Consider the following 24088-nt stretch of genomic DNA (forward strand, 5'->3'; position numbering starts at 1 on the left):
TTTCCGAACCGCCACCGCGATATGATGCCCAGGAGAGATTTCACCTGCCCGCAGGATCGTGGAAAATGGCGGCAACCGGCAGGAAAGCCGGATGGGGAACGGGAGGACACATATGCCGCGAATTTCGAAGCTGAAACGAATGGCGTCGCTGGGGGCGCTTGCATCGGCCCTGGTCGCGGGATCGGCCAGCGCGCAAACAGGAAGCGAAGTCGCCCCCGCTGCCGCACCGGCCTCGGCTGGTTCCAACCCCCTGGGCCAGAACGGCGAAATCATCGTCACGGCCCAACGCCGTGCCGAACGGTCCGTGGACGTGCCGATCACGGTGACGACGCTCAGCGAGGAAACGCTGAAGGACACCGGTGTGCGGCAGCTTTCCGACATGTCCAAGGTCGTCCCGGCCCTGCGCTTCGACAAGGCGGGCGTCTACACCCAGCCCACGATCCGCGGCGTCGGAACGGCGATCACCACGTCCGGCGGTGGCCCCAACGTGGCGACTTACGTCGATGGCTTCTTCCTGCCCAGCGCCGCCGCAACGGACTTCCAGCTACTCAAGGTCCAGAACATCCAGGTTCTGAAAGGGCCGCAGGGTACCCTGTTCGGCCGCAATACCACTGGCGGCGCGATCCTGGTCACCACGGCCGAGCCCAGCCAGGACGCAGCGGGCGAATTCCGCGTGTCCTACGGCCGGTTCGATACGGTCGAAGTCCAATCCTATGCAACCTCGGGCATTACCGAGGGCGTCGCTTTCGATGTGGAGGGCCTCTATCGGCGCAGCGACAACTTCCAGCGCAACATCATCGACGGCAACGATCAGGTCGGCAAATACAACCGCTGGTCGATCCGCACCGGCCTGAAAGCCGATCTGACACCGGATGTCAGCGTGCTGCTGCGCTACACCCATGCGCAGACGGACGATCCCTCGTCGCTGATGCACAATGCCTTCGTGGACAAACAGGGCACCCCGTGGATCTACCAGTTCACGCCTGCGGGTCTCTATGCCACGAAACCCAACGAAGTCGCGCTCAATCCCGCGGACGGCATCGGCGCCCGTACCAACACCGACGTGATCCAAGGCACGATCAAGGCCGATCTCGGGTTTGCCAACCTCACTTCCTACACCCAGTTCCGCGACGAACGCGTCACCAGCGTGCAGGACCTCGACGCGACGGCCCTGCCGATCTTCACGATCCGCATCGGTTCCAACAGCAAGACTTTCACGCAGGAGGTATTGCTGAGTTCGAAGGCCGGATCGCCGCTCCAGTGGACCACCGGCGTCTACTACTTCCGTAACCGGGACACCTGGCCCACCGACGCCAAGCTGGGCACCGCACCTTTTGCGCGTAACGGCGAATCCGGGACGCTCTCTCAGTCCATCGCCGTCTTCGGCGACGCCACATACGAGGTCACCCCGCAGTTCTTCGTGACGGCCGGTGCGCGCTACAGCCACGACTGGGTCGACCAGGCCTACTTCCTGCGCGCCCTTACCGCCTCGGTCTACGAGGATGAGAACGGCAACGCCGTGCCCTTCGGATCCTTCGCGACAACCCCTCTCTACACCCGTTTCGACGTGCCCAAGCTGACGAACAACCGCGTCACCCCGCGTTTCGTCCTGCGCTACAAACCTAACGAGGAATCCAGCGTCTACGCCTCCTTCACGCAAGGCTACAAGGCAGGGCTGCTGAACGTCGGCGGCTATTCCTACCGCCCGGTCAAGCCCGAGAAGATCAATGCCTACGAACTGGGCTACAAGTACGGCGACGGCCGCTTCACCGCCGAACTTTCCGGATTTTACTACGACTACAAGAACCTGCAGGTGTCGAGCTTCCAGGCCGGAACCGCCCGCATCACCAATGCTGCCAGCTCGGAGATCTACGGCATCGAAGGCCAGGCCAGCGCCCGTGTCACCAACGACCTTACCGTCAGCGGCGGGCTTGCCTGGACTCACGCCCGCTACAAGACCTTCCCCAATGCACCGTTCTATCAATTCTGCGACCCCGCGGCCGTCTTCGGTACCTCGCCGGTGGCCTGCACGCCGCCAAGCCTTGGCGGCCTCGGTCCCGGTGCCCTGGTCGAGACCACCACGGATGCCAGCGGCTTCAAGATGCAGCGTACCCCTGCGCTGACCGGCAACCTGGCGGTGTCCTACGGCATCGACCTGGCGGGCGGCCGGCTGAACCTGTCCAGCAACCTCTACTACACGTCCTCCTTCTATTTCGGCATCGCGGAGCAGTTCAAGCAGAGCCAGTACGCGCTCCTCAGCGTGCGCGCGGAATGGGTCGATCCTTCGGACAAGATCTCGGTCGCTCTGTTCAGCGAGAACGTCACCAACCATCGCTACCGGGCCGCCGTGAACTACGCCTCGCTCGGCGTAGGCAGCATCTGGGCCGATCCGATCACTTACGGTCTCACCTTGGGCGTGAAATACTGACCCGGCACGGAAACGCCTCTACCTGAAAGGTGCCGCCTTTTCGTTGCGCAATCGGCCGGGTCAATCTAGGATATCGAATGTCCATGATTGACCCGGCCGGCGCATGAATCTCAAGAACCAGGTGGAATGGGCGCTCCATTGCTGCTCCGTGATGGCCAGTCTGCCCGAAGGCCGTTATCTCTCGACCCGCAGCCTTTCCGAATTTCACGGCGTGCCCAAGGAATATCTCGGCAAGGCCTTGCAGGGCCTGTCCAAGGCCGGGCTTGTGCATACGACGCTGGGTCCAAGCGGCGGCTACCGCCTCGCCAGGCCGGCACAAGCCATCACCTTCCTCGAAGTGGTGGAGGCGGTGGAAGGCCGCAAGTCGACATTCCAGTGCAGCGAGATCAGGGCGAACAACCCCTGCCGTCCGAAAAGCCTCTGCGACGACAAGCCTTGTGCCGTCGCCCGCATCATGTGGCGCGCGGACGAGGCCTGGCGCCAGACGCTGGCGGCCGTGACGCTGGCAGACCTGCAGGAAACCTTGCAGGAGGACGTGCCCGCCGACCTGCTCAAGCGCAGCTTCGACTGGCTGATGGAGCGGGCAGGCTGAAAGGGGCGAAAACCGCCCCTTTCGCGCAAGGCTGCCCGCGCCAGTTCAGGCCAGATTGGCCTTTTCGAGGCCGTAGAGCTTGTCCGCCGAACCGGGCACGGCCTGGAACGCTATGGCCAGTCGGTTCCAAGCGTTGATCGTCATCACCGCGAAGTTCAGATCGACGATCTCCTTCTCGGAAAACGCCTCGCGAACCTCGGCATAGACCGCGTCCGGGACGCCGCCCTCACCCAGTCGGGTCACCGCCTCGGTCCAGGCCAGAGCCGCCCTTTCGCGCGCATTGAACAGCAGCGATTCCCGCCAGATCGCGACATGATGAACGCGCAGGTCCCGCTCGCCGTGAATTCTGGCTTCCTTGACGTGCATGTCGAGGCAGAACGCGCATCCATTCAACTGCGATGCGCGGATGTCGACAAGCGTCAACGTGTTCTGCTCGATCGAGCCGTTCTTCACCGCTGCCGACAGATCCATCATCTTGCGAACGAGTTCGGGAGCCTGCTTCGCATAATCGATACGCTGGGACATTCGCTTCATCCTTGGGAATTGCTAATACGGATATTTAATATCCGTATTAGCAATTCCGTCAAGCGCCCTTATCCTTACAACGGCGTCTCATCCGTGCCGCCGGTGTCGTCGGGCAGTCACGTCGACAGGCCATAAGGCGGCTGTGACCCTTCCGATTCCCTGCACCATCGCCCGCTTCGAGAACGATCGGTGCCCTCATGCGTTTATCCCCATCACGATGGCAGTCGCCGGACGGGACATTCCACCCTTCGACAGCGCGCCGTCTCCCGAGCCGCCGGCCGCGGCCTGTCAACCGGAGGGCCTGCCATGACAGCGGTCGCGAACGAGGAAGCCGAGCTCAAGCTGGAATTGGCCCCGGATAGCGCCGATCAGCTCGAAGCCTCGGGGTTGTTCGCGGGCGAGCCCGCCCTCATCCCGCAACATGCCATCTATTTCGACACCCCCGATCACGACTTGTCCAAGGCCGGGCTATCGCTGCGCGTGCGTCGCGATGGTTCGAAGCGGGTGCAGACGGTCAAAGCCGACGGCCCCTCGGCCGGCATGTTCATCCGGCCCGAATGGGAGCGTCCCGTTCCGGATGACGAGCCGATCATCGACCATACCACGCCGATCCCCGCGCTGTTGGGAGACCGCATTGCCTCGCTCTCCCCGGTGTTCACGGTGGACAACGAGCGCCGCCTCTGGGTTCAGGACGGCATCGAGATCACGCTCGATCGCGGCCATGTCATTGCGGCCGAGCGTGAAACCCCGGTCTGCGAAGTCGAACTGGAACTGAAGGAAGGCAGCGCCGCCGCGCTCTTCGCCCTGGCGCGCCGGATCGATGCGATAGCTCCCGTTCGCATCGGCGTATCGAGCAAGGCCGAGCGCGGCTATCGCCTGCTCGGCCCGGCCCCCACCGCGACCAAGGCGCCCCGTGTCGTGCTCGAAACCGAGATGGACGCCGGCAAGGCATTCCAGGCGATTGCAGCGGCTTGCCTGCGCCATTTCCGGCTCAACGAGCCACTGGTGCTGGATCACCGCGATGGCGCAGCCCTGCACCAGTCCCGCGTCGCCATCCGCCGCCTGCGCTCCGCACTGACGCTCTTCAAGACCCTGTTCCCGGACGAGACGCGCCGCCGGTTCAATGGCGAACTGCGCTGGCTGGCCGGGGAACTGGGCAAGGCGCGAGACCTGGACGTGCTTGCGGACCAGGCGAGCGAAGGGCCGCTTCTCAACCGCATTACGACGGCGCGGGACGATGCCTATCTGGGGGCCATCGCCGCGCTCGATTCCCGGCGGGCGCGCATGCTCATGCTCGACCTGTCGGAATGGCTCGTTATCGGGGACTGGCTGACCGACGAGGATCGCCGCGCCTTACGCGAAACCACGGCGCGCGAATTTGCCGCCAATGCACTCGAACGCTTCCGCCGCAAGGTCAAGAAAGGTGGGCGCCGGCTGGAGAAACTGGACGATCATGCGCGCCATGAAGTGCGCAAGACCGCCAAGAAGCTGCGCTATGCCACGGACTTCTTCGTGGCGCTTTTCCCCGAGAAGCGTGAGCGCCGCCGCCACAAGCGCTTCGTTTCCGCGCTGGAGGAACTGCAAGATCGCCTGGGTCTGCTCAACGATCTTGTCGGCGCCCCGGAACTGCTCGACAACCTTGGTCTCGCCGATGCGCCCGAGGCAACTCACCTGCTGGGCCACGACAAGAAGGCAGACCTTCTGGAAGCCGCCGCAGAGGCTTACGAGACTTTCGTCGATGCAAAACGCTTCTGGCGCTAAGCGGCGTCTTTAGGTCAGCAGGGAAGATGGAGACGCGCGAAGTCCCCGTCGGTCGAGCGGCCCAGCATCGCGCGGTAGTCCGCGAAATGCGGCATCGCGTCCGTGACGAGGCCCAGCGGCGGATCCTCTCCCTCCAGCAACTTGCGCAAGGCGAGTGGTGCGGCGGCGGGTACGAGCTGCGACCCGCTGCCCACTTCCAGCGTTGTCAGTATCCCGAAGAGCTGACCATCGATCGTGGGCCGCGACAGGATGGCCAGGCGGTACTGGCCCTGCTCGTTCGTCACCAGATAGATATGTCCGGACAGGTTCGGCATCGAGACATGGCCGGCCTGCTCGAACCGGGAATCCGAACGGCCTGATTCCGCAAAGCCGAGGCAGGCCTTTTCCGGCACCCAGCGCACGGTAGTGAGATAGGCGAAAAGGCCGCCCGGCGTGCCGAAACTCGGCCTGATCGTCAGATAGCGACCTTCGAGCCAGGCAACGGCCGAGCGGGCATAGGCCCCCATGGACTCCGGCGCCACGTCGCCCAGGACCGGCGCCGCGGGAGGCGCAGGACGGCCCGCGCGCAAGTCGACACCCAGCGCCTCCTCGATGCGCAGCAGCGTTGCCAGCGTGAAGGAGCGCTTGCCTGCCAGCGCCTTTTCCAGAGTGGACAGGCTGATGCGCGCCATGTCCGCCAGCGCCTGACGCGAAATGCGGCGGCGGGCGATCTCCTCGCGCACGAGGCGAGCGGTCTCGGCGCCCTCGGCCGAAAGCGGTGAGGAATCGGCGGGCTCTGTTTCGGTCACTGTCATCGTGCGTCTCTTTCCGCACAAACCCGCACATGTCGTCAATCATTTCGTGCGCGTTCCGCTTTCCCGCACGTGCGTTCCGCATTTCCGCACATCTCGTGCCGGAACCGGCCGAAACTGCTCGTGGCTGTGCGGCATGGCATGCGCATAGACGAAGGGCTCCCCTAGCAGATGGAGCCCCGCCATGCCGCAGTCCCCCGCCCCTCGTCCTCTCGGTTCCAGCCATTCCGGCCCCGGCATTCTGGCCATCCGCCGCGCCCTGGTCCCGGCAATCGTCCTGGCGCTCGGCGCCCCGCTTGCCGTGGCGATCCATTCGACGGCCGCCGTGGCCGACGAAACCGCGGTCGACGATGCCGCTCCGGATGACGGCCCCGCCGCCGGCACGCTCATGCTGCGCGGACAAGGCGTGGCGAAAAGCCTTCCGGCGGTCCGCCTCGGCACCGACATGGACGTCACCGTGACCGGACAGGTTGCCCGCGTGCGCGTAACCCAGGCCTTCCGCAACACCTCGGACAAGTGGATGGAGGCCAGCTATCTCTACCCCCTGCCCCAGGACGGCGCGGTGGACTCGCTGAAGATGGTGGTCGGCCAACGCGTGATCGTCGGCCACATCGAACCGCGCGCGAAAGCCCGCGAGACTTATGAGGCCGCCAAGGCCAGTGGCCGCAAGGCCGGTCTCGTCGAGCAGCAGCGCCCCAACATGTTCAGCACGATGGTCGCCAATGTCGCCCCCGGCGAGACCGTGCTGATCGCGATCGAATATCAGGCACCGGTCAGCCAGGCGAACGGCACGTTCTCGCTGCGCCTGCCGCTGGTCGTGGGGCCCCGCTATACGCCGCCGCTTACCTTGGGCTCGGCCGCGGCTGTCGAGGACGCCGATGCCGTGACCGCCGCGCCGGTTCTGGATCCCGCGCTTGGCGCCAGACTGGGCGGCAGACGGGGCGAAGGACTCAATCCCACCTCGATCTCGGTCCATCTCGCGCCCGGCTTCGAGGTTGCCAACCTGATCAGTCGCTATCATCGGATCAACGTAGCCGGGGCCACCGACAACCGCACCGTGACCCTTGCCGACACCACCGTTCCCGCCAACCGCGATTTCGTGCTCGACTGGCGCTCCGCTTCGGCCGACCCCGCGCTCGGCCTGTTCGCCCAGCATACGGACAAGGGCGACTACGTCATGGCCGCAATCACGCCGCCGGCCAATCTCGACGGCCTTCCCCGCCCCCCGCGCGAGATGGTCTTCGTGATCGACAACAGCGGCTCGATGGGCGGCGATTCCATGGAGGAGGCCAAGGCCAGCCTCATCCATGCGCTCGGCACCTTGCGCCCGCAGGACCACTTCAACGTGATCCGCTTCGACGACACGATGACGCGCCTGTTCGAGCACAGCGTGTCCGCCACCTCGGACCAGGTCGCGCTCGCCACCCGCTTCGCGGAATCGCTCCAGGCCCAAGGCGGCACCGAGATGCTCCCCGCGCTCAAGGCCGCGCTGGACGATGCCGGGACCGGGGGCGGCACCAGTCCCGAGGTGCTGCGCCAGATCGTGTTCCTCACGGACGGCGAGATTTCCAACGAACGCGAGATGATGGCCGCGATCGGGGACGACGGGGGCCGCAGCCACGTCTTCATGGTCGGCATCGGCTCCGCACCGAACGACTTCCTGATGGAGCGCATGTCGACCATCGGCGGCGGGGTCTATACCCATGTCGGCGCGCCCGGCGAAGTGGCTGCCAAGATGACGCCGCTACTCGATGTGCTCAGCCATCCGGCGGTGCGCGATCTCTCGGTGCGGGTCGAAGGCGGATCGCTGGATCTCACCCCCTCGCGCCTGCCGGACGTCTACGCCGGACGGCCGCTGGTGCTCGTCGGCCGCAGCGACAAGCTTTCCGGAACGCTCACCGTCTCCGGCAACATCGGCGGCAAGCCCTGGGTGCAGCGGGTGGATCTCTCGGCTGCTTTGCCCAGCCCCGCCATCGAGAAGCTCTGGGCCCATCGCCGCATCACCGATGTCGAGGCCGACCGCGCCCTCGGCAAGCTGGAGGACGACCGCGCCGATGCCGAGATCGAAAGGATCGGCATGGAGCACGCGATCGTCACGCGCCAGACCAGCCTGGTCGCCGTCGACGAGACGCCTGCGCGGCCTGCCGGTGCCCGCCTGACGCGCGAGGAACTGCCCATCAACCTGCCGGCCGGCTGGGACTTCGAAGCCCTCTTCGGCCAGGACGCGGTGCAGGCAGCGCCCGGACAGGAAGGAACCGGCAGTCTCGCCGCCATGCAGGCCCAGGCCCTGGAACTGCCGCAGACCGCGACCGGCTGCCTCGGCCTGATCGGCAAGGGGCTGGCGCTGCTGCTGGCGGGTATGACCGGCTTCGCCCTGCTCCTGCGCCGGAGGGCGGCATGAACGTCGCAATCCTGCGAACGGCGCCCCTCTGGTCCAACCGTTTGAAGGAGGTCGCGCGGGGACGCGGCCTCCTGGTCATCCTCCTGCTCGGGCTGTGCCTGACCGGCCTGGCGCAGATCGCATGCGGGCTCTACATCCCCGCCAAAGCCGCAGTGGCCCAGGTCCTGCTGGACCGCGCCTTCGACCGCAGTCGCGTCGATCACGCCCCGCGCAAGCCTTGGCCCTGGGCCGACATGACCCCCACGGCCCGGCTGGTGGTTCCCGGCCTTGGCATCTCAAGGATCGTGCTGGACAGCGGATCGGGCCAGGCTCTGGCTTTCGGCCCGACGCTGCTGCCGGGTGGAGCGGCCTTGGGACAGGCTGGAACCGCCGTGGTCGCCGCCCATCGCGACACCCATTTCCGGTTTCTGCGCGATATGAAGAAAGGCGATCTCATCTTCGTCCAGACCCGCGAAGGCCTGGAACGGCGCTACCGCGTCACCGGTGCCGAAGTGGTGCGATGGGACGGCTACGCCGTGGCCGATGCGCCGCTCGGCGAAAGGCTGGATCTGGTGACCTGTTTTCCCTTCGACGCGATCCGGAGCGGCCCGTGGCGCTACGTCGTCCATGCCGAAGCGGTCAGCCGGTGAACCGCACCGCAGATGAAAAGCCTCGCCGGCCGGCCCCATGAACCGGGACCGGCGAGGCCGTTACATCAGAAGTGGAACTTCACTTCGCCGCCGATGATGCGCGGCTCGTTGACCATGCTGGTCAGGTTGTTGAAGTCGATGGCGCCGACGATCCGGATCTGGTTGGTGATGTTGCGCGCGAAAGCGGCCACTTCGATGCCCATGGCATTGTCACGCCAGCCTGCACGCAGGCCGCCTTCCAGCGATGCCTTGCCGGTGAATTCCACCGAATCGTAGAGGAACAGGTTGACCGAGCTGCGGTAGGCCCAGTCGGTATAGGCGAAGACTTCCTGGTTCTCGCTGATCGGCACCGTGTAGCTGGCCGTCCAGTTGGCGATCCAGCGCGGCGCCTGCGGCAGGCGGTTGCCGTCGATCGAGACGAGCGAGGTGCCCGCCACGACCGGATCGAGCACGGTGCAGCCGCCCGAGCAGGGCTCGACCCTCAGGTCCGAGTCCTTGAGCTTGGTGAAGTTGTAGCTGCCACCTGCGGTCAGGGAGAGGCCCTCCACCGGCGTGATCGCCATTTCGCCCTCTACGCCCCAGCCGATCGCCTTCTTCGCGTTGATCAGCGTGGTCGTGTTGGACGCGCCGCCCACGGCGGTGAGCTGGATATTGCGCGTGTTCATGTAGAACACGTCCGCCGAGTAGCTGACCAGTCCGCGCTCTTCGCCCTTGAAGCCGACTTCGAACGAGGTCGTGGTCTGCGGCTTGGCTTCCGAGGCGACACCCGAGACAGCGTCGTTCTTCAGCGAAGCGCCCAGGTAGCCCGAAGCGGCGCGGGCGTAGAGCGAGTGGTCCGGGTCCAGCTTGTAAGTGGCGCTGCCATCCCAGGAAACCTTCGAGCCCTTGGCCCGGCCTTCGGAAAGCAGCACGCCATCGGCGGCGTTGAGGTTGCCGTACTTGCGGTCGTGCGACCAGCGCAGGCCGCCGCGCAGGATGAGGGATTCCACCGGAGTATATTCGACCGAGCCGAACACCGCGTAAGTCTCGTTGTCGAGATGGCTGGTGTTGCCGTTGGTCTGGACGTTGGTGGTGCTCCAGCTCAGCGCCTCGGTGTCGAGGTTCTGGTTGAAGTAGTAGGCGCCGGCCTGGAAGCTGACGTCGCCGAACTTTTCCGAGGCAAAGCGCAGTTCCTGCGTGAATTCGCGCGGCTTGGCCTTGCTGCCGCTCTCGACCGAGAAGGGCACGGCGGCGGGATAGCTGCCGTCCACGTCACCGCGCGAGAAGACCTTCACCTTTTCCCAGCCGGTCACCGAGAACAGGGTGCCCAGGCCGTCGAAATCGTAGCTGGCCTGGACGTTGCTGCCCCAGCCGTCGAGGCGCTGGGGGTTGGAACCGTTCTGCGCGGTGTGCTCGACGTCGAAGCCGTCCACGAAGTCGTTGGTGCCGGGCTTGATGGTGTTGCCGCGGAACACGCGGGCCGAACCGCGCAAGTGGCGGCCATGGAGGTTCACCAGGACGTTGAGCGGGCCGTTGTCGTATTCCAGCAGGGCACGGCCGGCGAGATCGTCGTAACCGTCGAAGCGGCGCTCGTTGATCGTCTCGGCGTAGTCGTTCTTCACCCAGTCGTCGCGGTGCTGCAGGTTGCCGGCAACGCGGAAGCGCAGGGTTTCGGTGATCGGGCCGCTCAGCGCGAGTTCGCTGTTGATCGTGTTGTAGGTGCCCCAGGAAACACTGCCGTGGCCGGTGTAATGGTCCGTCGGGCGGGCCGAGGTCAGCTTGATCACGCCGGCCGGGGTGTTGCGGCCGAACAGGGTACCCTGCGGGCCCTTGAGCACTTCGATGTTCTCAAGGTCGAAGGCCGGGAAAGCCTTCAGGAACGGGCTTTCAAGCGCGATGTTGTCGTATACGACCGAGACCGGCTGGGCCGCGTCCGACGAGAAGTCGGTATTGCCCAGGCCGCGGATGTAGAAGCGCGGGAAAGTACGGCCGAACGACGATTCCGCCAGGAGGCTAGGCACGCGGCCGGACAGGAAGCGGATATCCTGGCCGCTGGAATTGATGGCGGCGAGCTTGTCTCCGCTCAGCGACGATACGGCGATCGGCACGTCGACAGCGCGTTCTTCGCGGCGGGTCGCGGTGACCACGATATCGGTGCTGCTGGCGCCTTCGCTGGCAGGCGAGGCGATGCTCTGCGCCTGCGCTGCGGCCGGCACGGTGCAAGCAAGAGCGATGAGCGAAACGGCGGCACGATGGCGGAATCGACGCTGAGTCATGTTTTTATGAAACCCTGATTACCCTGAGACCTTGTTTGTCGCGCGGAGTAGGGACTTGCGGGTGCACTCGCAAACGCATTGTTTTCGATGCTGCGTTGCAGAAATAAGATCGGGCGGAAATGTTGTAGAAATATCACGGTGCCGCTTCGTTGCGTGGCTCGCCGATGTTTTTGCAGCGCACCATCAACGTCGTTGACTTCGATGGGCTTTTTCTCGCCTTCGGCAGAGTCGCATGGTGCTGCCGGGTTTTTGCGCCAGAAGTGCCGTCCAGGAAAAAGTCGATCCGCGGTTCATGCGCGCAGCGGGGCGCTGTCCGGCATCCATTGCAGCGGCGCACGCCGGGCCTGCGGTTTCGCCAGGATAGTGGCAGACAGTCCGAACAGCCCCAGCGTCAGGAAAGCGGGACGCCCGCCGAAGGAGGTAAAGAACAGCATCTCGCTCAGCATCACCAGCACCCCGAACACGAAGGCCGCGGGGGCCTCTCCCGGCGTGCGGCGCAGGACGCGGCGGCGCTTCCACAGCGAAACGAGAGGGTCGAGGAAGTTACCGATGAAGATCGCCAGCCCTGCCGATCCGGCGATCAGCGCGATCCAGAGGTAGGTGTTCACGAAATCGATGATTCCCTCTCCCTGCCGCAAGTCTGCCAGCAGCACATTGAGCCGCGGCATCGAATGCCCGAACATCGGGCTTTGCCAGAACACTTCCTTGCCCTTTTCGAAAAGATCGCGGCGATAGGTCGTGGTCTCGTTGGCGCCCCCGTCGGACAGCCCCAGCGCTTCGGCAAAAGTGAGGGAAAGCTGGGCCGTCACGAAGACGATGCCCAGCGCCAGGCCGATCCCACCGGCACAGGCCAGCAGCGAGCGCCAGCGTCCCCGATAGATCGCCATGGCCACCGATGCGAGCGCGAGCCCGATCCAGGCGCCCCGCGATTGCGGCGCCGATACCCCAAGGAACGTGATCGCCAGCAGCCCGGAATGACGCAGGGCAGATCGAAAATCCTCCCGCAGCAGGCTGAGGGCGGCGAAGCACATGGCCAGGACGAGCGCGATGGAGGTCGGCTCCACGAACGGTCCCCCGGCCCGCATCAAACCGCCCCGGGCCTTCACCAGAAGCATCATCGGCACGTTATACTGGCCGTAAAGCTCATTGTAGATCGGCCAACTGCGCCAGATTTCCAGGACCAGCACTGCCGTCAGCGCCACGCCCCCGCAGGCCAGCCAGCGCAGGGCCATACGTTGCCCCTCGGTGCTCGTCACGCCGCGGCTGAGGATATAATAGGGCAGGCCCAGGTCGAGGACGAGATTTACCGTCGTTCTAAGGAAATTCGTGGCCGTGGTCTCGCGCGAGAGGGCAAGGCCGAGCATGAGCAGGAACGCGGCGACCCATCCATCGCTTGTCAGCCGCCGCGGCGCGCTTTCCGATTTCCGGAACTTCAGCCAGATCGCCACTGCCGCGCCAATGGCAAGCCCGTCCTGCACCCCGAAATCGAACAGCTTCAACCCGCCGATTTCCACCGGGGCGTCCAGCGGAGGCAGCAGCAACATGCTGAACAGATAGAGCGGAGCGATACGTTCGCGCCGCCCCGCCACCACCGGCACCCAGAAACACATCGCCAGATGCAGCAGCCGCACCGCCGGGAGCGACCAGGCCAGCATCGGCAGCGCCATCACGCAGAACAGGCTGCGCATGGCCATTTCCTCGCGGTGGACGCGGCGCAGGCAAATCAGGAACAGCGCGACGCCCGCCCCGCTGGCACAAGCGACATAGAGCGCCGAATGGATGCTGTAATAGGCGACCGCCAGCAAGGCGAAGAGCCCGCCCGTCCCCATCATCGACTGAACCGCGTGGCGGTTCACGGCGCTTCCGCCTGAAAGCGGCGCACGGCCGAGAGCTTCGGCGTCTCGGCCGCAGGCTGGCCGGCATATTCGCGCAGGCCCCATGAGCCATATTCGCCGATCGGCGCGGTCGCCGCGTAGAGTACCAGGGTATCGCCGAAACGGCGGCGCCAGCCTTCGAGGTAGCGCAGATAGACCTCGCCCATGCGCGGATCGCGCTGCACGGCCCGCGCGAGGTCCAGATCGGTGGTGACGAGATGCTGGCCGCCTTCATAGGCGATGTAGCGCAGGCCATGCCGGGCCGCCACGGCGCGATTGGCCTCCGCCATCGCCAGCGTCCGCTCCATCGAACCCGGCATCTGCGTGAAAATGCGATCGAGATCCCGCTTGCGATAGCCGTCAAGTTCCAGCCAGAGATAAGGCGCGGTTGCCAGAGCATCCACCCAGCGGTCCGCATGGCCATAGTTCAGGACCATGCGCGCAAGCTCGGGATTGGCATGCTGGGTGGAGCATACCCGGATCAGCGCCTGCGGCCGGTCGGCATAGATCGCGGTCCAGATGCGCATGGCCGCGACCATGCGCTGGGAATAGCGCTCCATCCGTGCCCGCATGGGATCGCCGCCGCCAAGCCCCAAGGCAAGTCCCTCCCGCTCAGCCTGGCCCGAGGCATCGAAGATGTCGTTCCACACTTCGTTGCCAAGTTCGACATAGACTTTGCGCCCCGGATCGAGGCGGGCGTGGACGAGCACCGCGAAGCCGCGCAGATAATCCGCGTCGGCATCGTAGGGCATGAGGAACCACGGGTCCGCGCCGGCGGCATTGGCAAGGTCGACCATGTCCTCGACCGAGGCGCCCGCCACGCCAACCTGAGACCCGCTGCCCGGAAGGCTGCGGGTCGCCCACGAGGCTGGCGCATTGTCGTTCGTGCGCTGCCAGTCGAGAAAGCGAACGACCTTGAAGCCGGAGAGGAAGGCGAGGAATTCCGGGTCGAACCGCTGGCTGCGCGGGACGCCAGCCTTGCGGCAATCGAGTTCGCGCAAGGGATCGGCCGGGTCGGTGGAGATCAGCTCGACCCAGGCGCCCTCGCCTTCCGCTCCCGTTGGCCGCAGTTCCAGATCGACCGCGCCGGCAGAAACGCCGAGAACGCGTGCCACACCGCCAGCCTCCAGCCCGCCGCGGCCGGCAAAAGTGCACCGCACCGCCATTGCCCGAAACGGCGCAGCAGGCAGGACCAGCGGACGCGGCGCTGTTTGCCCCGGTTCCAGGCTGCGCACCCACCCCGCGGCATCGAGCTGCTGGGAGGGCATCGGCGTCCAGACATCCCCGCGCGAGGAGAACCACTCGCTTTGCAGGATCATGTTGGAGAAGACCTGCTGCCGATTGAAGGTCTGAAGCCCGAACAAATTGATGCCCAGGGCGGTGGGAGGTGCGGCTACCGGAACGATGTTGGGCCGCAGCGCATCCTGCGCCGAGCGTGCCTGCTCGACGAGGGAATGGCGGCGCACGGCCTGAGGCCCGAAAACCGCCACGGCCGCTGCCGCGACCGCGCATAGCGACAGCGCGATCGCGGTCCGTTTCAGGGTGTCAGTCCCCCGGCCGCGTTCTGGAGCCCAAGGGTCATCCTCCGCCAGGTCTGGTGGATGCGGAATATCTGCGGCCCATCGATCAGGTAGCGCCGCCATAAGCGCTGCGGATCGGATCCCAGGCGATAGAGCCACTCCAGAGACATCTGCTGCATCAGGCGCGGCGCGCGTTCCTGGTCGCCGGTGAGGAACTCCAGTCCCGCCCCCACGCAGAAGCCGATACCGCAGGCCGCACCGGCCCTGGCGAGGCGCCGGGCAATGATCTCCTGCTGCGGCGATCCGACCGCCAGGAAGACATACCGAGCCTTGGTGTTGGCCAGGAACCTTACGGCCCGCGTCACTTCGCGCGGATCACGGATGAAGCCCATCGGCGGATTGTAGTGGTGCAGATCGCAGAGCCCGTAACGGGCGGCGATCCGGGCCACCATGTCCTCGCTGCCGCCCAGGATCGCCACCCTGTCGTTCCGATCGATATGGTGGTCGAACAAGGCGGCGGTGAGGTCGCTGCCGGTCACGACGGGAAGGTCCTGCCCCACGGCCCTCGCCATCTTCGCCAGGATCCTGCTGTCGCAGAGTGTCATCCAGGCGCCGCGATAAGCAGGCCAGAGGTCCGAGCGGCGGCGCTGCAGCCGCACGACATGGTCGACATTGGGCGTCACCACATAAGCGAACGGTGCCGACGGCGGGCGCGAAACGATGGCGTCGAGCGCCCCTGCCATGTCGATCCGCGTGAAAGCCAGTTCGAGAAATTCCACGGGACCGGGATCGGGCCGCTCAAGTGCCGAAAGAGGCTCTGCCAGAGTTGCAGAAGTGGCCGCCACCAGAGCAGCCAGCTCGCGCATGTCAGCCGGCGCGAATTCTCCCGAAGTCTTGTGGAACTTGTCGAGGTACATGGTGTTTCTCCCCGTGGACGAATATGCCGCAGGGCCGGTCGCCGATCTCTTGTGGCTACCGGGACCGTCCATCCGCCTGCGAAGATTCCGGTCCCCCTTTCCGCCATCCGCATTTGCCGATCCGCTTCCGCCGTCCTGTCGATGCAGGCGCTGATCAGGCCACTGGCGAATTCTCCTACCCGTGAAGCCCGCCCCCCGATCGAACGATTACGGGCGTTTGGCCCGACCGATACCCTCCTGACCGGACTGCGGGAGAGAGCCCGCGTCCAGGGAGGTATCGTGTCCTTTGCCCGCGCGTCGTCCATGCGTTCCGGAAAGTCAGGCCGCCGCGCCGCGCGCATCTTTCGCGCATTCGCCGGATGCCTGGCGCTCCTGTCATGGGGCATGTGCGGTCACCTTGCGGCCAAGGAGGCCGGTGAAGCCGTGACGGCGGCGGCCGTATCGGCGGCAGGCGCCCAGCCGCAATCCGCTGCCTCCACCCGCTATACCGTGAATGCGGGCGACGAACTCGAGGTCTTCGTGTGGGGCGAGGAGCGGATGCAGCGGCAGGTGCTGGTCCAGCCCGACGGAACCTTCGCGTTCCCCCTCGCAGGTACGATCAAGGCGAGCGGGCGCAATGTCTCCGACATCGCGGCGGAGCTGCGCGAGCGCATTTCCCTCAACTATCGCACGGCGCCGCCCGATGTCACCGTCTCGCTGCGCGGGGCGACGGGCATGCGCTTCTATGTCCTGGGCAAAGTCCGCACGCCCGGCAGCTTCACCAGCGGCACCGCGCCGAACGTCCTTCAGGCCCTCAGCATGGCCGGGGGCACCGCCGAGTTCGCGGATGTCCGTCATGCCGTGATCCTGCGGCAAACGGCGCAAGGCCAGGTGGTGGAACCCGTGCAGCTCCAGCGCCTGCTGAAGGGCGGTCGCAGCCTCGATCCCGGCAATCTCGCCAAGCCGCTGCCGACCCTGTCGAGCGGCGACGTCCTCGTCATTCCGTGAAGGCGCGGCAGCGTGGTCCGCTTCCTGCTCTCGCGATCGGCGCTCTTGCACTCGCCGCAATGCTGCCGGCCCGGTCTGCGGCGCAGAACCAGCCCCGTATCGAGGTCGACATGAGCCTGTTCGCCGCGCGCAATCCCTTCCTGCTGCCCGGTGACGATGCCGTCACCCTGGGCGGGCAGATCGCCGGAAAGGCCAGCGCCGAATGGCCGCTCGACTTCCGCACCAGGATCGAGACCGGCGGTTCGCTGGCCTATCGCCAGTATACGCGCGAATACGGAAACTTCCTGACCGGCAGCGCCGAACTGGCGCTGGTCCACCACCGCAACGAATACCTGTCGCTGCGCACCGAGCTTTCCTTCGAACGTGTCCTGCCGGTGGAGGCCGTGGCCTCCAGCCTCGACAGCGCGATCGACCCGGTCAGCCTTCAGGACCGCTACGAGGTGGCCCAAGGCGTGACCGTCCATACCGACGCCCGCACCGCACTGAATGCCAGGCTGGGCTGGAGCCGCATCGAACCGCGCGGCTCCCTGCTGCTGACGCCGACCGACGCCGTTTCGCTCGACTTCGGCGCGGAGAACCGGATCGACGCCGCCACTACCCTCGGCCTGGGCGGACAGATCACGTCGAGCCGCTCGAGCAGCGGGGGCGATCCGCACGCCTGGGCCGTCCAGGCCAAGGCGATCCGGCGCTTTCCCCGTGCCTGGAATGCCGAGATCGAGATCGGCGTAACCCGGCTTTCGCGCCTCAGGCCGGGCAGCGGGCGCGAGAGCGGGCCGGTGCAATTCTCGGGGAACGGCAGCCTTTGCCACGAGCCGGGACATATCCGCTTCTGCGCTTCCGCCGCCGTCGCCTCGGTGGTCAGCAGCTTCGGCGGCATCCAGCGCGAAGTCTCCGCCGCGACCAGCCTGGACTGGCGCAGCAGCGAGCGAGGGCGGCTCATCGCACGCGGGGAATATCGCCGTTCTCCCCAAAGCGGCGGCCCGGGCGGCAACCTGCCGGACATCGAAGTCCTCAGCCTCACCTCCCGCTATGAGCACCGGCTGGACGGACAGTTTTTGCTCTATGGCGGTGCGGAATTTCAGCAAAGGACGGGACTGAGCGACATCAGGCTGAACTCGCTGACGTTCCGCACCGGGCTGCTCTACCGGATACCCCGGCCATGAACCGGCCCTCACCCTCACTTTCACGAGGCCCGGCACCTGCACGAAGCAGCGACCAGGCCCTTTCAGCGCTCGGTGTCGATCCCGACAGCATCGGCATCTACCCGCGCGAGATCCTGGCGATGTTCCGCCGGCGCTGGCGCTGGATGATCGCGCCGATCGTGCTGGGCCTTCTGGCCGCGGGCATTGCCGTGGCCTTGCGCAAGCCGGTCTACCAGTCGGCGGCAACGCTGCTGATCGATTCCCCGCAGATCCCCACCAGCCTCATCGCCTCGCCGCTGACCGATATCGCGGACGAGCGGATCGCGAAGATCCGCCAGCAGATCGTCAGCCGCGACAGCCTGGCCGGGCTCATCCGCGGCAACGACCTCTATCCCGACAAGCGCACCCGCATCGATTTCCCCGGCCTGTTGGACGTGATGCGCGGCGACATCGGCGTCGATCTGGTCGGCGCCGACCAGGCACGCGGCGGCGGCAGCACGATCGCTTTCACGCTCTCGTTCAAATATCCCGACGCGCTCAAGGCGCGCAACGTCACCGAGCAGCTCACGCGCATGTTCCTGGTCGAGGACAAGCGCTTCCGCACCGAACAGGCGACGGGAACGGCCTCGTTCCTGGAGAGCCGATCGGAGGAACTGCGGCGGCAGCTGCGGGACCTTGAGGACAAACGGCGCAGCGTGGAGGCACATTACGCCGGCGCCCTGCCCAGCAGCGTGGCCCTCAGCGCGCAGTCCAGTTCGGCCCTGCGCGCCGAAGTTTCGCGCACGGATGCGGAAACGCAAGGGCTGGTCCAGCAGAACGGCCTGCTCGCCGCCCGCCAGCAGGAGCTTCGACAGGCCCCGCCCAGCGGCGCCGACGGTGTGCGCCGGGCAGAGGACCGGCTGGCGCAGCTGCTCGCGGTCCATTCCGATGTCTTCCCGGACGTCGTGGCCGCGCGGGCCGAACTGGAGCGGCAGAAGGCCCTGCAATCGCACCTGCCCCCGGCTGGAACTAACCTCATCGAAACCGAAATCGCCGCCGGGCGGCAACGGATCGGCGTGCTTGCCAGCCGGCGGGCCGAGCTGGTGCACACCATGGCCGACCTCGACCAGCGCGCCGCGCAGGCCCCGCAGGCCGCCTACGAACTCAACATGATCGAGCGCGAATACGACAACATCAAGCGCCAGTACGATTCCCTGCGTGAAAAGCAGCTGGAGGCGCAAGTCGCGGCCAACCTCCAGTCGGAAGACAAGGGCGAGCGCTTTACCGTGGTCGACCAGCCCAGCCTGCCGCTGCAACCGCTGGGGCTGAAACCGGCGATACTCCTGGCCCTGGGCATTGCTGGCGGGGCCGCAGTGGGCCTTTGCATGATCCTGGGCTTCGAACTGCTGAGCGGCACCATCCACGGCGCCGACACATTGGCGCGGACCATGCAGGTGCCCTCCTTCGGGGTCGTGCCGCTGGTGACAGAGGAGAGCCGCTTCTCGCGTCTGGCCGACGAGACCCTCACAAGGCTGCGCGCCTATCTGCCCGGCCTCTCCACGGAGGTGAACCGATGAACGCCGAGCCCGGTATCCCGCCGCTGCTGCGAACGGCCGGCATTCCGGACGATGCCCCGGCACTGCTCGATCCGCGGCACCTTGCAGAGAACCGCATCTGCGGTTTCGGGCAGATGAGCGAGCAGCTCTATCCCTTCTTCATGATCCGCTCCACGCTGCTGGCGCATGTCGAGGCGACCGGGCATCGCACTTTCGCCATCACCTCGATCGAGGCGGGGAACGGCAAGACCCATGTCGCGACGAACCTCGCGGCCGTACTCAGCCGCGTGCGGCCGACCATACTGGTCGAACTGGACTTGCGCCGCCCCACCCTCGGCGCGCGCCTAGGGCTGACGGGCGCCGGGCCGGGGATCGACGATTACCTGGCAGGAGAAGCTGCCTGGAGCGACACGGCGACCCGCATCGACGGGGTCGACCTGGCCGTCCACCGTGTCCGCCGCGCCCACCCGAGCGCCGAGCAACTCCTGGCCTCCCCGCGCCTTGCCCATGCCTTGCGGCACATCGCCGCCGAGGCGGAAGAGGCGATCTGCATCATCGACACCCCGCCGGCGCTGATTGGTGACGACCTCGTCCACATTGCCCGCAACATCGACGGCGTACTTCTGGTCGCGCAGGAGGGCCGGAGCCGAAAGAGCGGCGTGCGCGAAGTGACCGGCGCGCTGGGCGGCACGCCGATCATCGGTTCGATCCTCAACATGTCCCTTTCTCAGCCCGCGCGGCGCAATGAATACGGCTATCCCGCCGGTCGCGGCCCGGACCGCGAGATGTCCGGCAGGACGGCGCCCGCAACCGGACGGAAGCGGACATGACCATCGCCCGCGCCGGTTCCTCATCGCCGCGACATGGCTTTCGAGTTCAGGCGTCCATGCGCCGGGGAGACGCGCCATGATCGGCCTCAAGGACAGTCAATGGCTGCGCGACCTGCCCGCGCGCACGACGCTGAAGCTGTTTAACCAGCGCCACGTCCGCAGCTGGCTCGGCCATCGCTACGACGCCACTGTCCTGCGCCACCGCGCCGCCCTGCCCCCGCTGTCACTGCCCGACGCAGGGATCGTCGAAGACCTCGACACGCGGGGAATCCACGTCACCACGCTTGGCGCGCTCGGCATTCCGGGGGGAGAGGCCGTGCTGTCGCGCGCCGCGACGCTGGCGGAGAACTTTGCGGATTCCGCCCGTGCCCTCTCTCGTGAGGGCCGTTCCTTCATCATCGTGCCGCCGGAAAAGATCGTGCGGAGCGCCATGATCTTCCGATGGGGCCTCCAGGACCGCCTGCTGGACATTGCCGAGGCCTACCTGGGCCTGCCGGCCGCTTACGACGGCGTCGCCATCAACTACACGGTCGCCGACGGCAGGGCCGTCTCCACCCGCAAGTGGCACCGCGACTGGGAGGACCGGCGCATGTTGAAAGTGGCCGTCTATCTCCATGCCGTCGATGACGCGGGCGGGCCCTTCCAGCAGATCTCGCGGCCCGATACCCTGCAGGACGACCTTAAGGGTTTCACCTATGCCCTGTCCGATGACCGGGAACTGGAGCAGCGCCTGGGCGCAGGCTATGAAGCCGATGTGGTCAGCTGTGAAGGCCCGCGCGGCACCGTGGTCTTCTGCGACACGGCTCGCTATTTCCACCGCGGCAAGCCGGCCATCTCACGCGATCGCGCCGCCCTGTTCTACAGCTACTTCGCCGACCCGCCGCGCCACCCGTTTCTTTGCGAGCGGACCGGCCTTTCCCGCGCGGACATTGAGTGGATGGTGCGCCGTCTGCCGGAGCGGCAGCGGCGCGCAGCGCTCTGGCGCCGCCGTCTGCCGCCGCTGCTCAAGCTGATCCCGCCCGCCAGTCTGTGAACACGGGCCCTGCACTCATGACGATGCCGCAGCCGGACGCGCCATGCGAATGCCCCCGCATCGTCCTTGCCTCTCCCAACTTGTCCCGCCGGATGGGCGGCGAAGCGCTCAAGGCCCTGTCGGTCTTCCTGGGCTACCGCGAACTGGGCTTCGACGTGACCCAGGTCACGCATGCCCGCGTGCGAGGGGAGCTGACGGCCTACGGCATCGACAGCGGCGTGGTCTATGTGAAGGACGGGCCGCTGCAGCGCGGCCTCGATCGCTACCGGCTGCACTGGCTGCTCGGGCTGGTGGATAGCTGGCTGCTGCATCGCGCCGTCCAGCGCGAGGTGGACAGGGTGCAGCCCTGGATCGTCCACTTCACCGCCCCGATCGCGCCCAGCGGCATCAGCTTCCCCATTCGCGGCGCGCCGGTGGTGATCGGCCCGCTCAACGGCAGTATCCTTCATCCTCCCACCCTGATGTTCCGGGAGAGCTGGACCAAGCGGCTGGGCGCCATGCTGACGCGGCCGGTGCAGCTATCGAGCCGCGTGCTGTTTCGCGGCAAACTGCAGGCACGCCTGTTCGTCTCGGGCGGCGAACGCACGGCCCGCACGCTGGAACTGGGCGGATGCCGCAGGGACCGGATGGTCACGGTCATCAACAGCGGCGTCGATCCGCGCCTGCGCGACCATCGCCGCATCGTGCACCAGAGCCAGAACTGGAACTTCGTGTTCCTGGGCAGGCTGGTACGCTACAAAGCCTGCGATCTGGTGATCCGGGCGCTGGCCAGGGTGCCGCAGGCAAGACTGGAAGTGATCGGAGACGGCCCCGAAAGCCGCAGGCTTCGCGAACTCGCCTTGCGCCAGGGCGTTTCCTCGCGGCTCGTCTTCAAACCCTACAGCACCAACCGGGAGGCCCTTTTCGCGCATCTGCGCCAGTTTCGCGGCTTCCTGTTCCCGACCCTGGCGGAAGCGAGCGGCACGGTCATCCAGGAAGCGATGATGCTGGGGCTCCCCGCGGTCTGTGTGGACTGGGGCGGGCCGCAGATGCTGCTCGATGCCCAGACCGGCATTCTGATCCCACCCGAAAGCGAGGAAGCGATCGTCAAGGGTCTGGCAAGCGCCATGACCCGCCTCGCCCGCGATCCGGACTTCGCCGAGACACTTTCCATCAAGGCCCGGCACAAGGCCGAAACCGTAGGCTACGACTGGCCCCGCGTCCTGCGCAGCTGGATCGCGCTTTACGACCGCCTGTTCGAGGAGAGCGGCTCGACACGGCGCTTCGCCACGTTCCTGGCCATGCGCACGGGCGGAGACATCCTGTCCTCAATCCTGTCGAATCTGGGCTGACCCCCAACTGAAACCTGACTTTGCCTGCACGAGTGGCGCGAGCAGATCGGCAAGCTGCTGGGCGCTGCGGTCGGGATCATGCCGTTCCAGCACGCGCCGGCGCCCGCGTTCGCCCATGGCGGCCAGTTCTCGCGGCGATGCATCGAGCGCGGCCTCGATCGCGGCGGCCATGGCATCGGAGGAACCGGACGGAACCAGCCACCCCACGCGCTCGTCCACCAACTCGGGGATACCCGCGATCGCGGTGGTAATGACCGGGCGCCCGCTGGCCATCGCCTCCATCAGCACGACGGGAAGGCCTTCCGCAAAACTCGGCAGCACCAGCGCCCGAGCCTGCTGCAAGGCGGCGCGGATCGCCTCTGGCGTGGCCCAGCCAAGCAGCCGGACGCAGCGCTCCAGCCCGGCTCGGGCGATCTGGCGCTCTATCGCGGCACGGTCCTCGCCGTCGCCGATCACATCGAGCGTGACCGCGCGATCCACCGCGACCCGTTCCATCGCCTCGATCAGCAAGGGCAAGCCCTTCTGCGCGCTGAGCCGCGCCACGCAGAGCAAATGCGGCGCCGGCGGAAACTCAACCGGAGAAGCCCCGATTTCGGACGCCGGGACGAACGATGGAGAGGGAGCGCAGCGCACGACATGAAGGCGCTGCCAATCGCCCGGCGAGGCCCAGCGCATCAGTTGCCCGCGTCCGAAGCTGGAAACACCGGCCACGAAAGCCGCCTCGGCAATCTTGCCTCGTAAATCCAGCCCGCGAGGATCGTCGAACTCGTCCGGGCCGTGAACGGTGAAGCTGTACGTGATCGGGGCCAGTCTTGCCGCCAGTCGCGCCACTGCCGCCGGGTTGGTGCCGAAATGCGCATGGACATGGCTTATCCCCCGGCGCGTCAGCCGCTGCGCCAGCAGGGCTGCCTCGGCGAAATAGGCAAGAGCCTTCCATCGCCTGCCGGCTCCCGCAGTTCGCCAGGCCAGCGCGAGCGCACCCATGGCGGCACCCGGCCGGACCACGCAGGCGGAGATTGCCGCCAGCACCAGTGCGGCGCGATGCTCCAGCAGGGCATGGGTGCAGGCGGCCTCGAGCCGATCCGACACATCCTCGAAGCGCTCGCCCGACCGGCGAACCGTGAAGCGGCTGACCACGAAGCCGCGGCGTTCCAGCGCCTCGATCTCGGTCTTGATGAAGCTGTGGCTGATCTTGGGGTAGACGTTGGTGAAATAGGCCACTTTCAGGCGATCGTCCGCCACCGTCTCCCGAGCAGGGACACGCTCCGCGCTCGGCGCAGCGCCGCCGGTTCCGCGCTCCCGAAAGGCGAACGCCGTCGGGGCCGCCTGTTCCGCAATCTCAGTCATGCCGCGACTATGGCCGAGCCCCGGGCCTCGCGGCATTGCGAGTTTTCACAATGGAATTTGACCTGTGGGGCGTGGGAACCCCATCGCCCGGATGCGCCGGAAGGGCACGACATGCGAACTTGCGCAGAGTTTGCGGAGACATGCCTTGCCACTATCCTGCCCCCTGCTGCTGTCTCCTTCCCGCAAGCAG

The 24088-nt window shown here is 66.4% G+C and carries 18 protein-coding genes; 11 read left to right on the plus strand and 7 right to left on the minus strand.

Translation table 11 applies throughout. The annotated features are described in order from the left end of the window. Positions 1–112 precede the first annotated feature (112 nt). Together EDF58_RS12070 and EDF58_RS12075 are read left to right on the plus strand one after the other, a co-directional pair. A complete protein-coding gene (locus EDF58_RS12070; protein ID WP_132265744.1) occupies positions 113–2428 on the plus strand; it encodes a TonB-dependent receptor in 2316 nt (771 codons plus the stop codon). 103 nt (positions 2429–2531) lie between these two features. After that, positions 2532–3020: an Rrf2 family transcriptional regulator gene (locus EDF58_RS12075; protein WP_132265746.1), complete on the plus strand. Its 489-nt coding sequence runs from the start codon at positions 2532–2534 to the stop codon at positions 3018–3020. A gap of 45 nt (positions 3021–3065) precedes the next feature. On the opposite strand, the gene EDF58_RS12080 is transcribed toward EDF58_RS12075, so the two are convergent. Then, complete coding sequence (locus EDF58_RS12080; RefSeq protein ID WP_132265748.1) at positions 3066–3545, minus strand: carboxymuconolactone decarboxylase family protein; 480 nt, start codon at positions 3543–3545, stop codon at positions 3066–3068. A 306-nt stretch (positions 3546–3851) separates the two neighbouring features. On the opposite strand from EDF58_RS12080, the gene EDF58_RS12085 reads away from it, so the two are divergent. Continuing rightward, positions 3852–5306: a CHAD domain-containing protein gene (locus EDF58_RS12085; protein WP_132265750.1), complete on the plus strand. Its 1455-nt coding sequence runs from the start codon at positions 3852–3854 to the stop codon at positions 5304–5306. A 14-nt stretch (positions 5307–5320) separates the two neighbouring features. Here EDF58_RS12085 and EDF58_RS12090 read toward each other — a convergent pair whose 3' ends face one another. After that, positions 5321–6100, minus strand: coding sequence for a helix-turn-helix transcriptional regulator (locus EDF58_RS12090; RefSeq protein WP_132265751.1), 780 nt, complete (start codon positions 6098–6100; stop codon positions 5321–5323). A gap of 181 nt (positions 6101–6281) precedes the next feature. On the opposite strand from EDF58_RS12090, the gene EDF58_RS12095 reads away from it, so the two are divergent. After that, on the plus strand, positions 6282–8498 hold the full coding sequence (locus EDF58_RS12095; protein ID WP_132265753.1) for a marine proteobacterial sortase target protein: 2217 nt from the start codon (positions 6282–6284) through the stop codon (positions 8496–8498). Further along, positions 8495–9127, plus strand: a complete 633-nt coding sequence (locus tag EDF58_RS12100; protein WP_132265755.1) for a class GN sortase — start codon at positions 8495–8497, stop codon at positions 9125–9127. Before EDF58_RS12095 ends, EDF58_RS12100 begins: the two co-directional genes overlap by 4 nt. A gap of 65 nt (positions 9128–9192) precedes the next feature. Here EDF58_RS12100 and EDF58_RS12105 read toward each other — a convergent pair whose 3' ends face one another. The 4 genes from EDF58_RS12105 to EDF58_RS12120 all read right to left on the minus strand — a co-directional run bounded on the left by EDF58_RS12105 (position 9193) and on the right by EDF58_RS12120 (position 15693). Continuing rightward, positions 9193–11382 carry a TonB-dependent receptor gene (locus EDF58_RS12105; RefSeq protein ID WP_132265757.1) on the minus strand — a complete coding sequence of 730 codons (2190 nt, stop codon included), beginning with the start codon at positions 11380–11382 and terminating at the stop codon, positions 9193–9195. Between the two features lie 290 nt (positions 11383–11672). Then, the gene (locus EDF58_RS12110) at positions 11673–13238 is read right to left on the minus strand and encodes an O-antigen ligase family protein (RefSeq protein WP_165921387.1); all 1566 of its coding nucleotides are present in this window, start codon (positions 13236–13238) and stop codon (positions 11673–11675) included. Continuing rightward, complete coding sequence (locus tag EDF58_RS12115) at positions 13235–14722, minus strand: hypothetical protein (RefSeq protein ID WP_132265760.1); 1488 nt, start codon at positions 14720–14722, stop codon at positions 13235–13237. The genes EDF58_RS12110 and EDF58_RS12115 overlap by 4 nt, the downstream gene beginning before the upstream one ends. 71 nt (positions 14723–14793) lie before the next feature. Further along, a complete protein-coding gene (locus tag EDF58_RS12120; RefSeq protein ID WP_243654210.1) occupies positions 14794–15693 on the minus strand; it encodes a WecB/TagA/CpsF family glycosyltransferase in 900 nt (299 codons plus the stop codon). Positions 15694–15972: 279 nt separating this feature from the next. Here EDF58_RS12120 and EDF58_RS12125 point away from each other — a divergent pair, with 279 nt between their 5' ends. The 6 genes from EDF58_RS12125 (at position 15973) to EDF58_RS12150 (ending at position 22551) form a co-directional block, all read left to right on the plus strand. Then, on the plus strand, positions 15973–16680 hold the full coding sequence (locus EDF58_RS12125; protein ID WP_243654211.1) for a polysaccharide biosynthesis/export family protein: 708 nt from the start codon (positions 15973–15975) through the stop codon (positions 16678–16680). 110 nt (positions 16681–16790) lie between these two features. Beyond that, positions 16791–17843, plus strand: coding sequence for a hypothetical protein (locus EDF58_RS12130; protein ID WP_165921388.1), 1053 nt, complete (start codon positions 16791–16793; stop codon positions 17841–17843). Then, positions 17840–19378 carry a lipopolysaccharide biosynthesis protein gene (locus EDF58_RS12135; RefSeq protein ID WP_132265765.1) on the plus strand — a complete coding sequence of 513 codons (1539 nt, stop codon included), beginning with the start codon at positions 17840–17842 and terminating at the stop codon, positions 19376–19378. The genes EDF58_RS12130 and EDF58_RS12135 overlap by 4 nt, the downstream gene beginning before the upstream one ends. Next, the gene (locus tag EDF58_RS12140; RefSeq protein ID WP_132265767.1) at positions 19375–20187 is read left to right on the plus strand and encodes a CpsD/CapB family tyrosine-protein kinase; all 813 of its coding nucleotides are present in this window, start codon (positions 19375–19377) and stop codon (positions 20185–20187) included. Before EDF58_RS12135 ends, EDF58_RS12140 begins: the two co-directional genes overlap by 4 nt. A 76-nt stretch (positions 20188–20263) precedes the next feature. Then, positions 20264–21220 (plus strand): hypothetical protein, encoded by a 957-nt coding sequence (locus EDF58_RS12145; protein WP_132265769.1) that lies wholly within the window; start codon positions 20264–20266, stop codon positions 21218–21220. 17 nt (positions 21221–21237) lie between these two features. Further along, entirely contained in the window at positions 21238–22551 is a 1314-nt protein-coding gene (locus EDF58_RS12150) for a glycosyltransferase family 4 protein (RefSeq protein WP_132265770.1), read from the plus strand. Here EDF58_RS12150 and EDF58_RS12155 read toward each other — a convergent pair. Then, complete coding sequence (locus tag EDF58_RS12155; RefSeq protein WP_132265772.1) at positions 22528–23898, minus strand: glycosyltransferase family 4 protein; 1371 nt, start codon at positions 23896–23898, stop codon at positions 22528–22530. The genes EDF58_RS12150 and EDF58_RS12155 overlap by 24 nt on opposite strands. Positions 23899–24088 lie beyond the last annotated feature (190 nt).

This window comes from Novosphingobium sp. PhB57 (assembly GCF_004342985.1).
Classification (GTDB): Bacteria; Pseudomonadota; Alphaproteobacteria; order Sphingomonadales; family Sphingomonadaceae; genus Novosphingobium.

Coding starts and splice junctions, on each gene's coding strand:
- EDF58_RS12070 (WP_132265744.1), top strand. CDS start 113: ATGCCGCGAATTTCGAAGCTGAAACGAATGGCGTCGCTGGGGGCGCTT.
- EDF58_RS12075 (WP_132265746.1), top strand. CDS start 2,532: ATGAATCTCAAGAACCAGGTGGAATGGGCGCTCCATTGCTGCTCCGTG.
- EDF58_RS12080 (WP_132265748.1), bottom strand. CDS start 3,545: ATGTCCCAGCGTATCGATTATGCGAAGCAGGCTCCCGAACTCGTTCGC.
- EDF58_RS12085 (WP_132265750.1), top strand. CDS start 3,852: ATGACAGCGGTCGCGAACGAGGAAGCCGAGCTCAAGCTGGAATTGGCC.
- EDF58_RS12090 (WP_132265751.1), bottom strand. CDS start 6,100: ATGACAGTGACCGAAACAGAGCCCGCCGATTCCTCACCGCTTTCGGCC.
- EDF58_RS12095 (WP_132265753.1), top strand. CDS start 6,282: ATGCCGCAGTCCCCCGCCCCTCGTCCTCTCGGTTCCAGCCATTCCGGC.
- EDF58_RS12100 (WP_132265755.1), top strand. CDS start 8,495: ATGAACGTCGCAATCCTGCGAACGGCGCCCCTCTGGTCCAACCGTTTG.
- EDF58_RS12105 (WP_132265757.1), bottom strand. CDS start 11,382: ATGACTCAGCGTCGATTCCGCCATCGTGCCGCCGTTTCGCTCATCGCT.
- EDF58_RS12120 (WP_243654210.1), bottom strand. CDS start 15,693: ATGTACCTCGACAAGTTCCACAAGACTTCGGGAGAATTCGCGCCGGCT.
- EDF58_RS12130 (WP_165921388.1), top strand. CDS start 16,791: ATGAGCCTGTTCGCCGCGCGCAATCCCTTCCTGCTGCCCGGTGACGAT.
- EDF58_RS12135 (WP_132265765.1), top strand. CDS start 17,840: ATGAACCGGCCCTCACCCTCACTTTCACGAGGCCCGGCACCTGCACGA.
- EDF58_RS12140 (WP_132265767.1), top strand. CDS start 19,375: ATGAACGCCGAGCCCGGTATCCCGCCGCTGCTGCGAACGGCCGGCATT.
- EDF58_RS12145 (WP_132265769.1), top strand. CDS start 20,264: ATGATCGGCCTCAAGGACAGTCAATGGCTGCGCGACCTGCCCGCGCGC.
- EDF58_RS12150 (WP_132265770.1), top strand. CDS start 21,238: ATGACGATGCCGCAGCCGGACGCGCCATGCGAATGCCCCCGCATCGTC.
- EDF58_RS12155 (WP_132265772.1), bottom strand. CDS start 23,898: ATGACTGAGATTGCGGAACAGGCGGCCCCGACGGCGTTCGCCTTTCGG.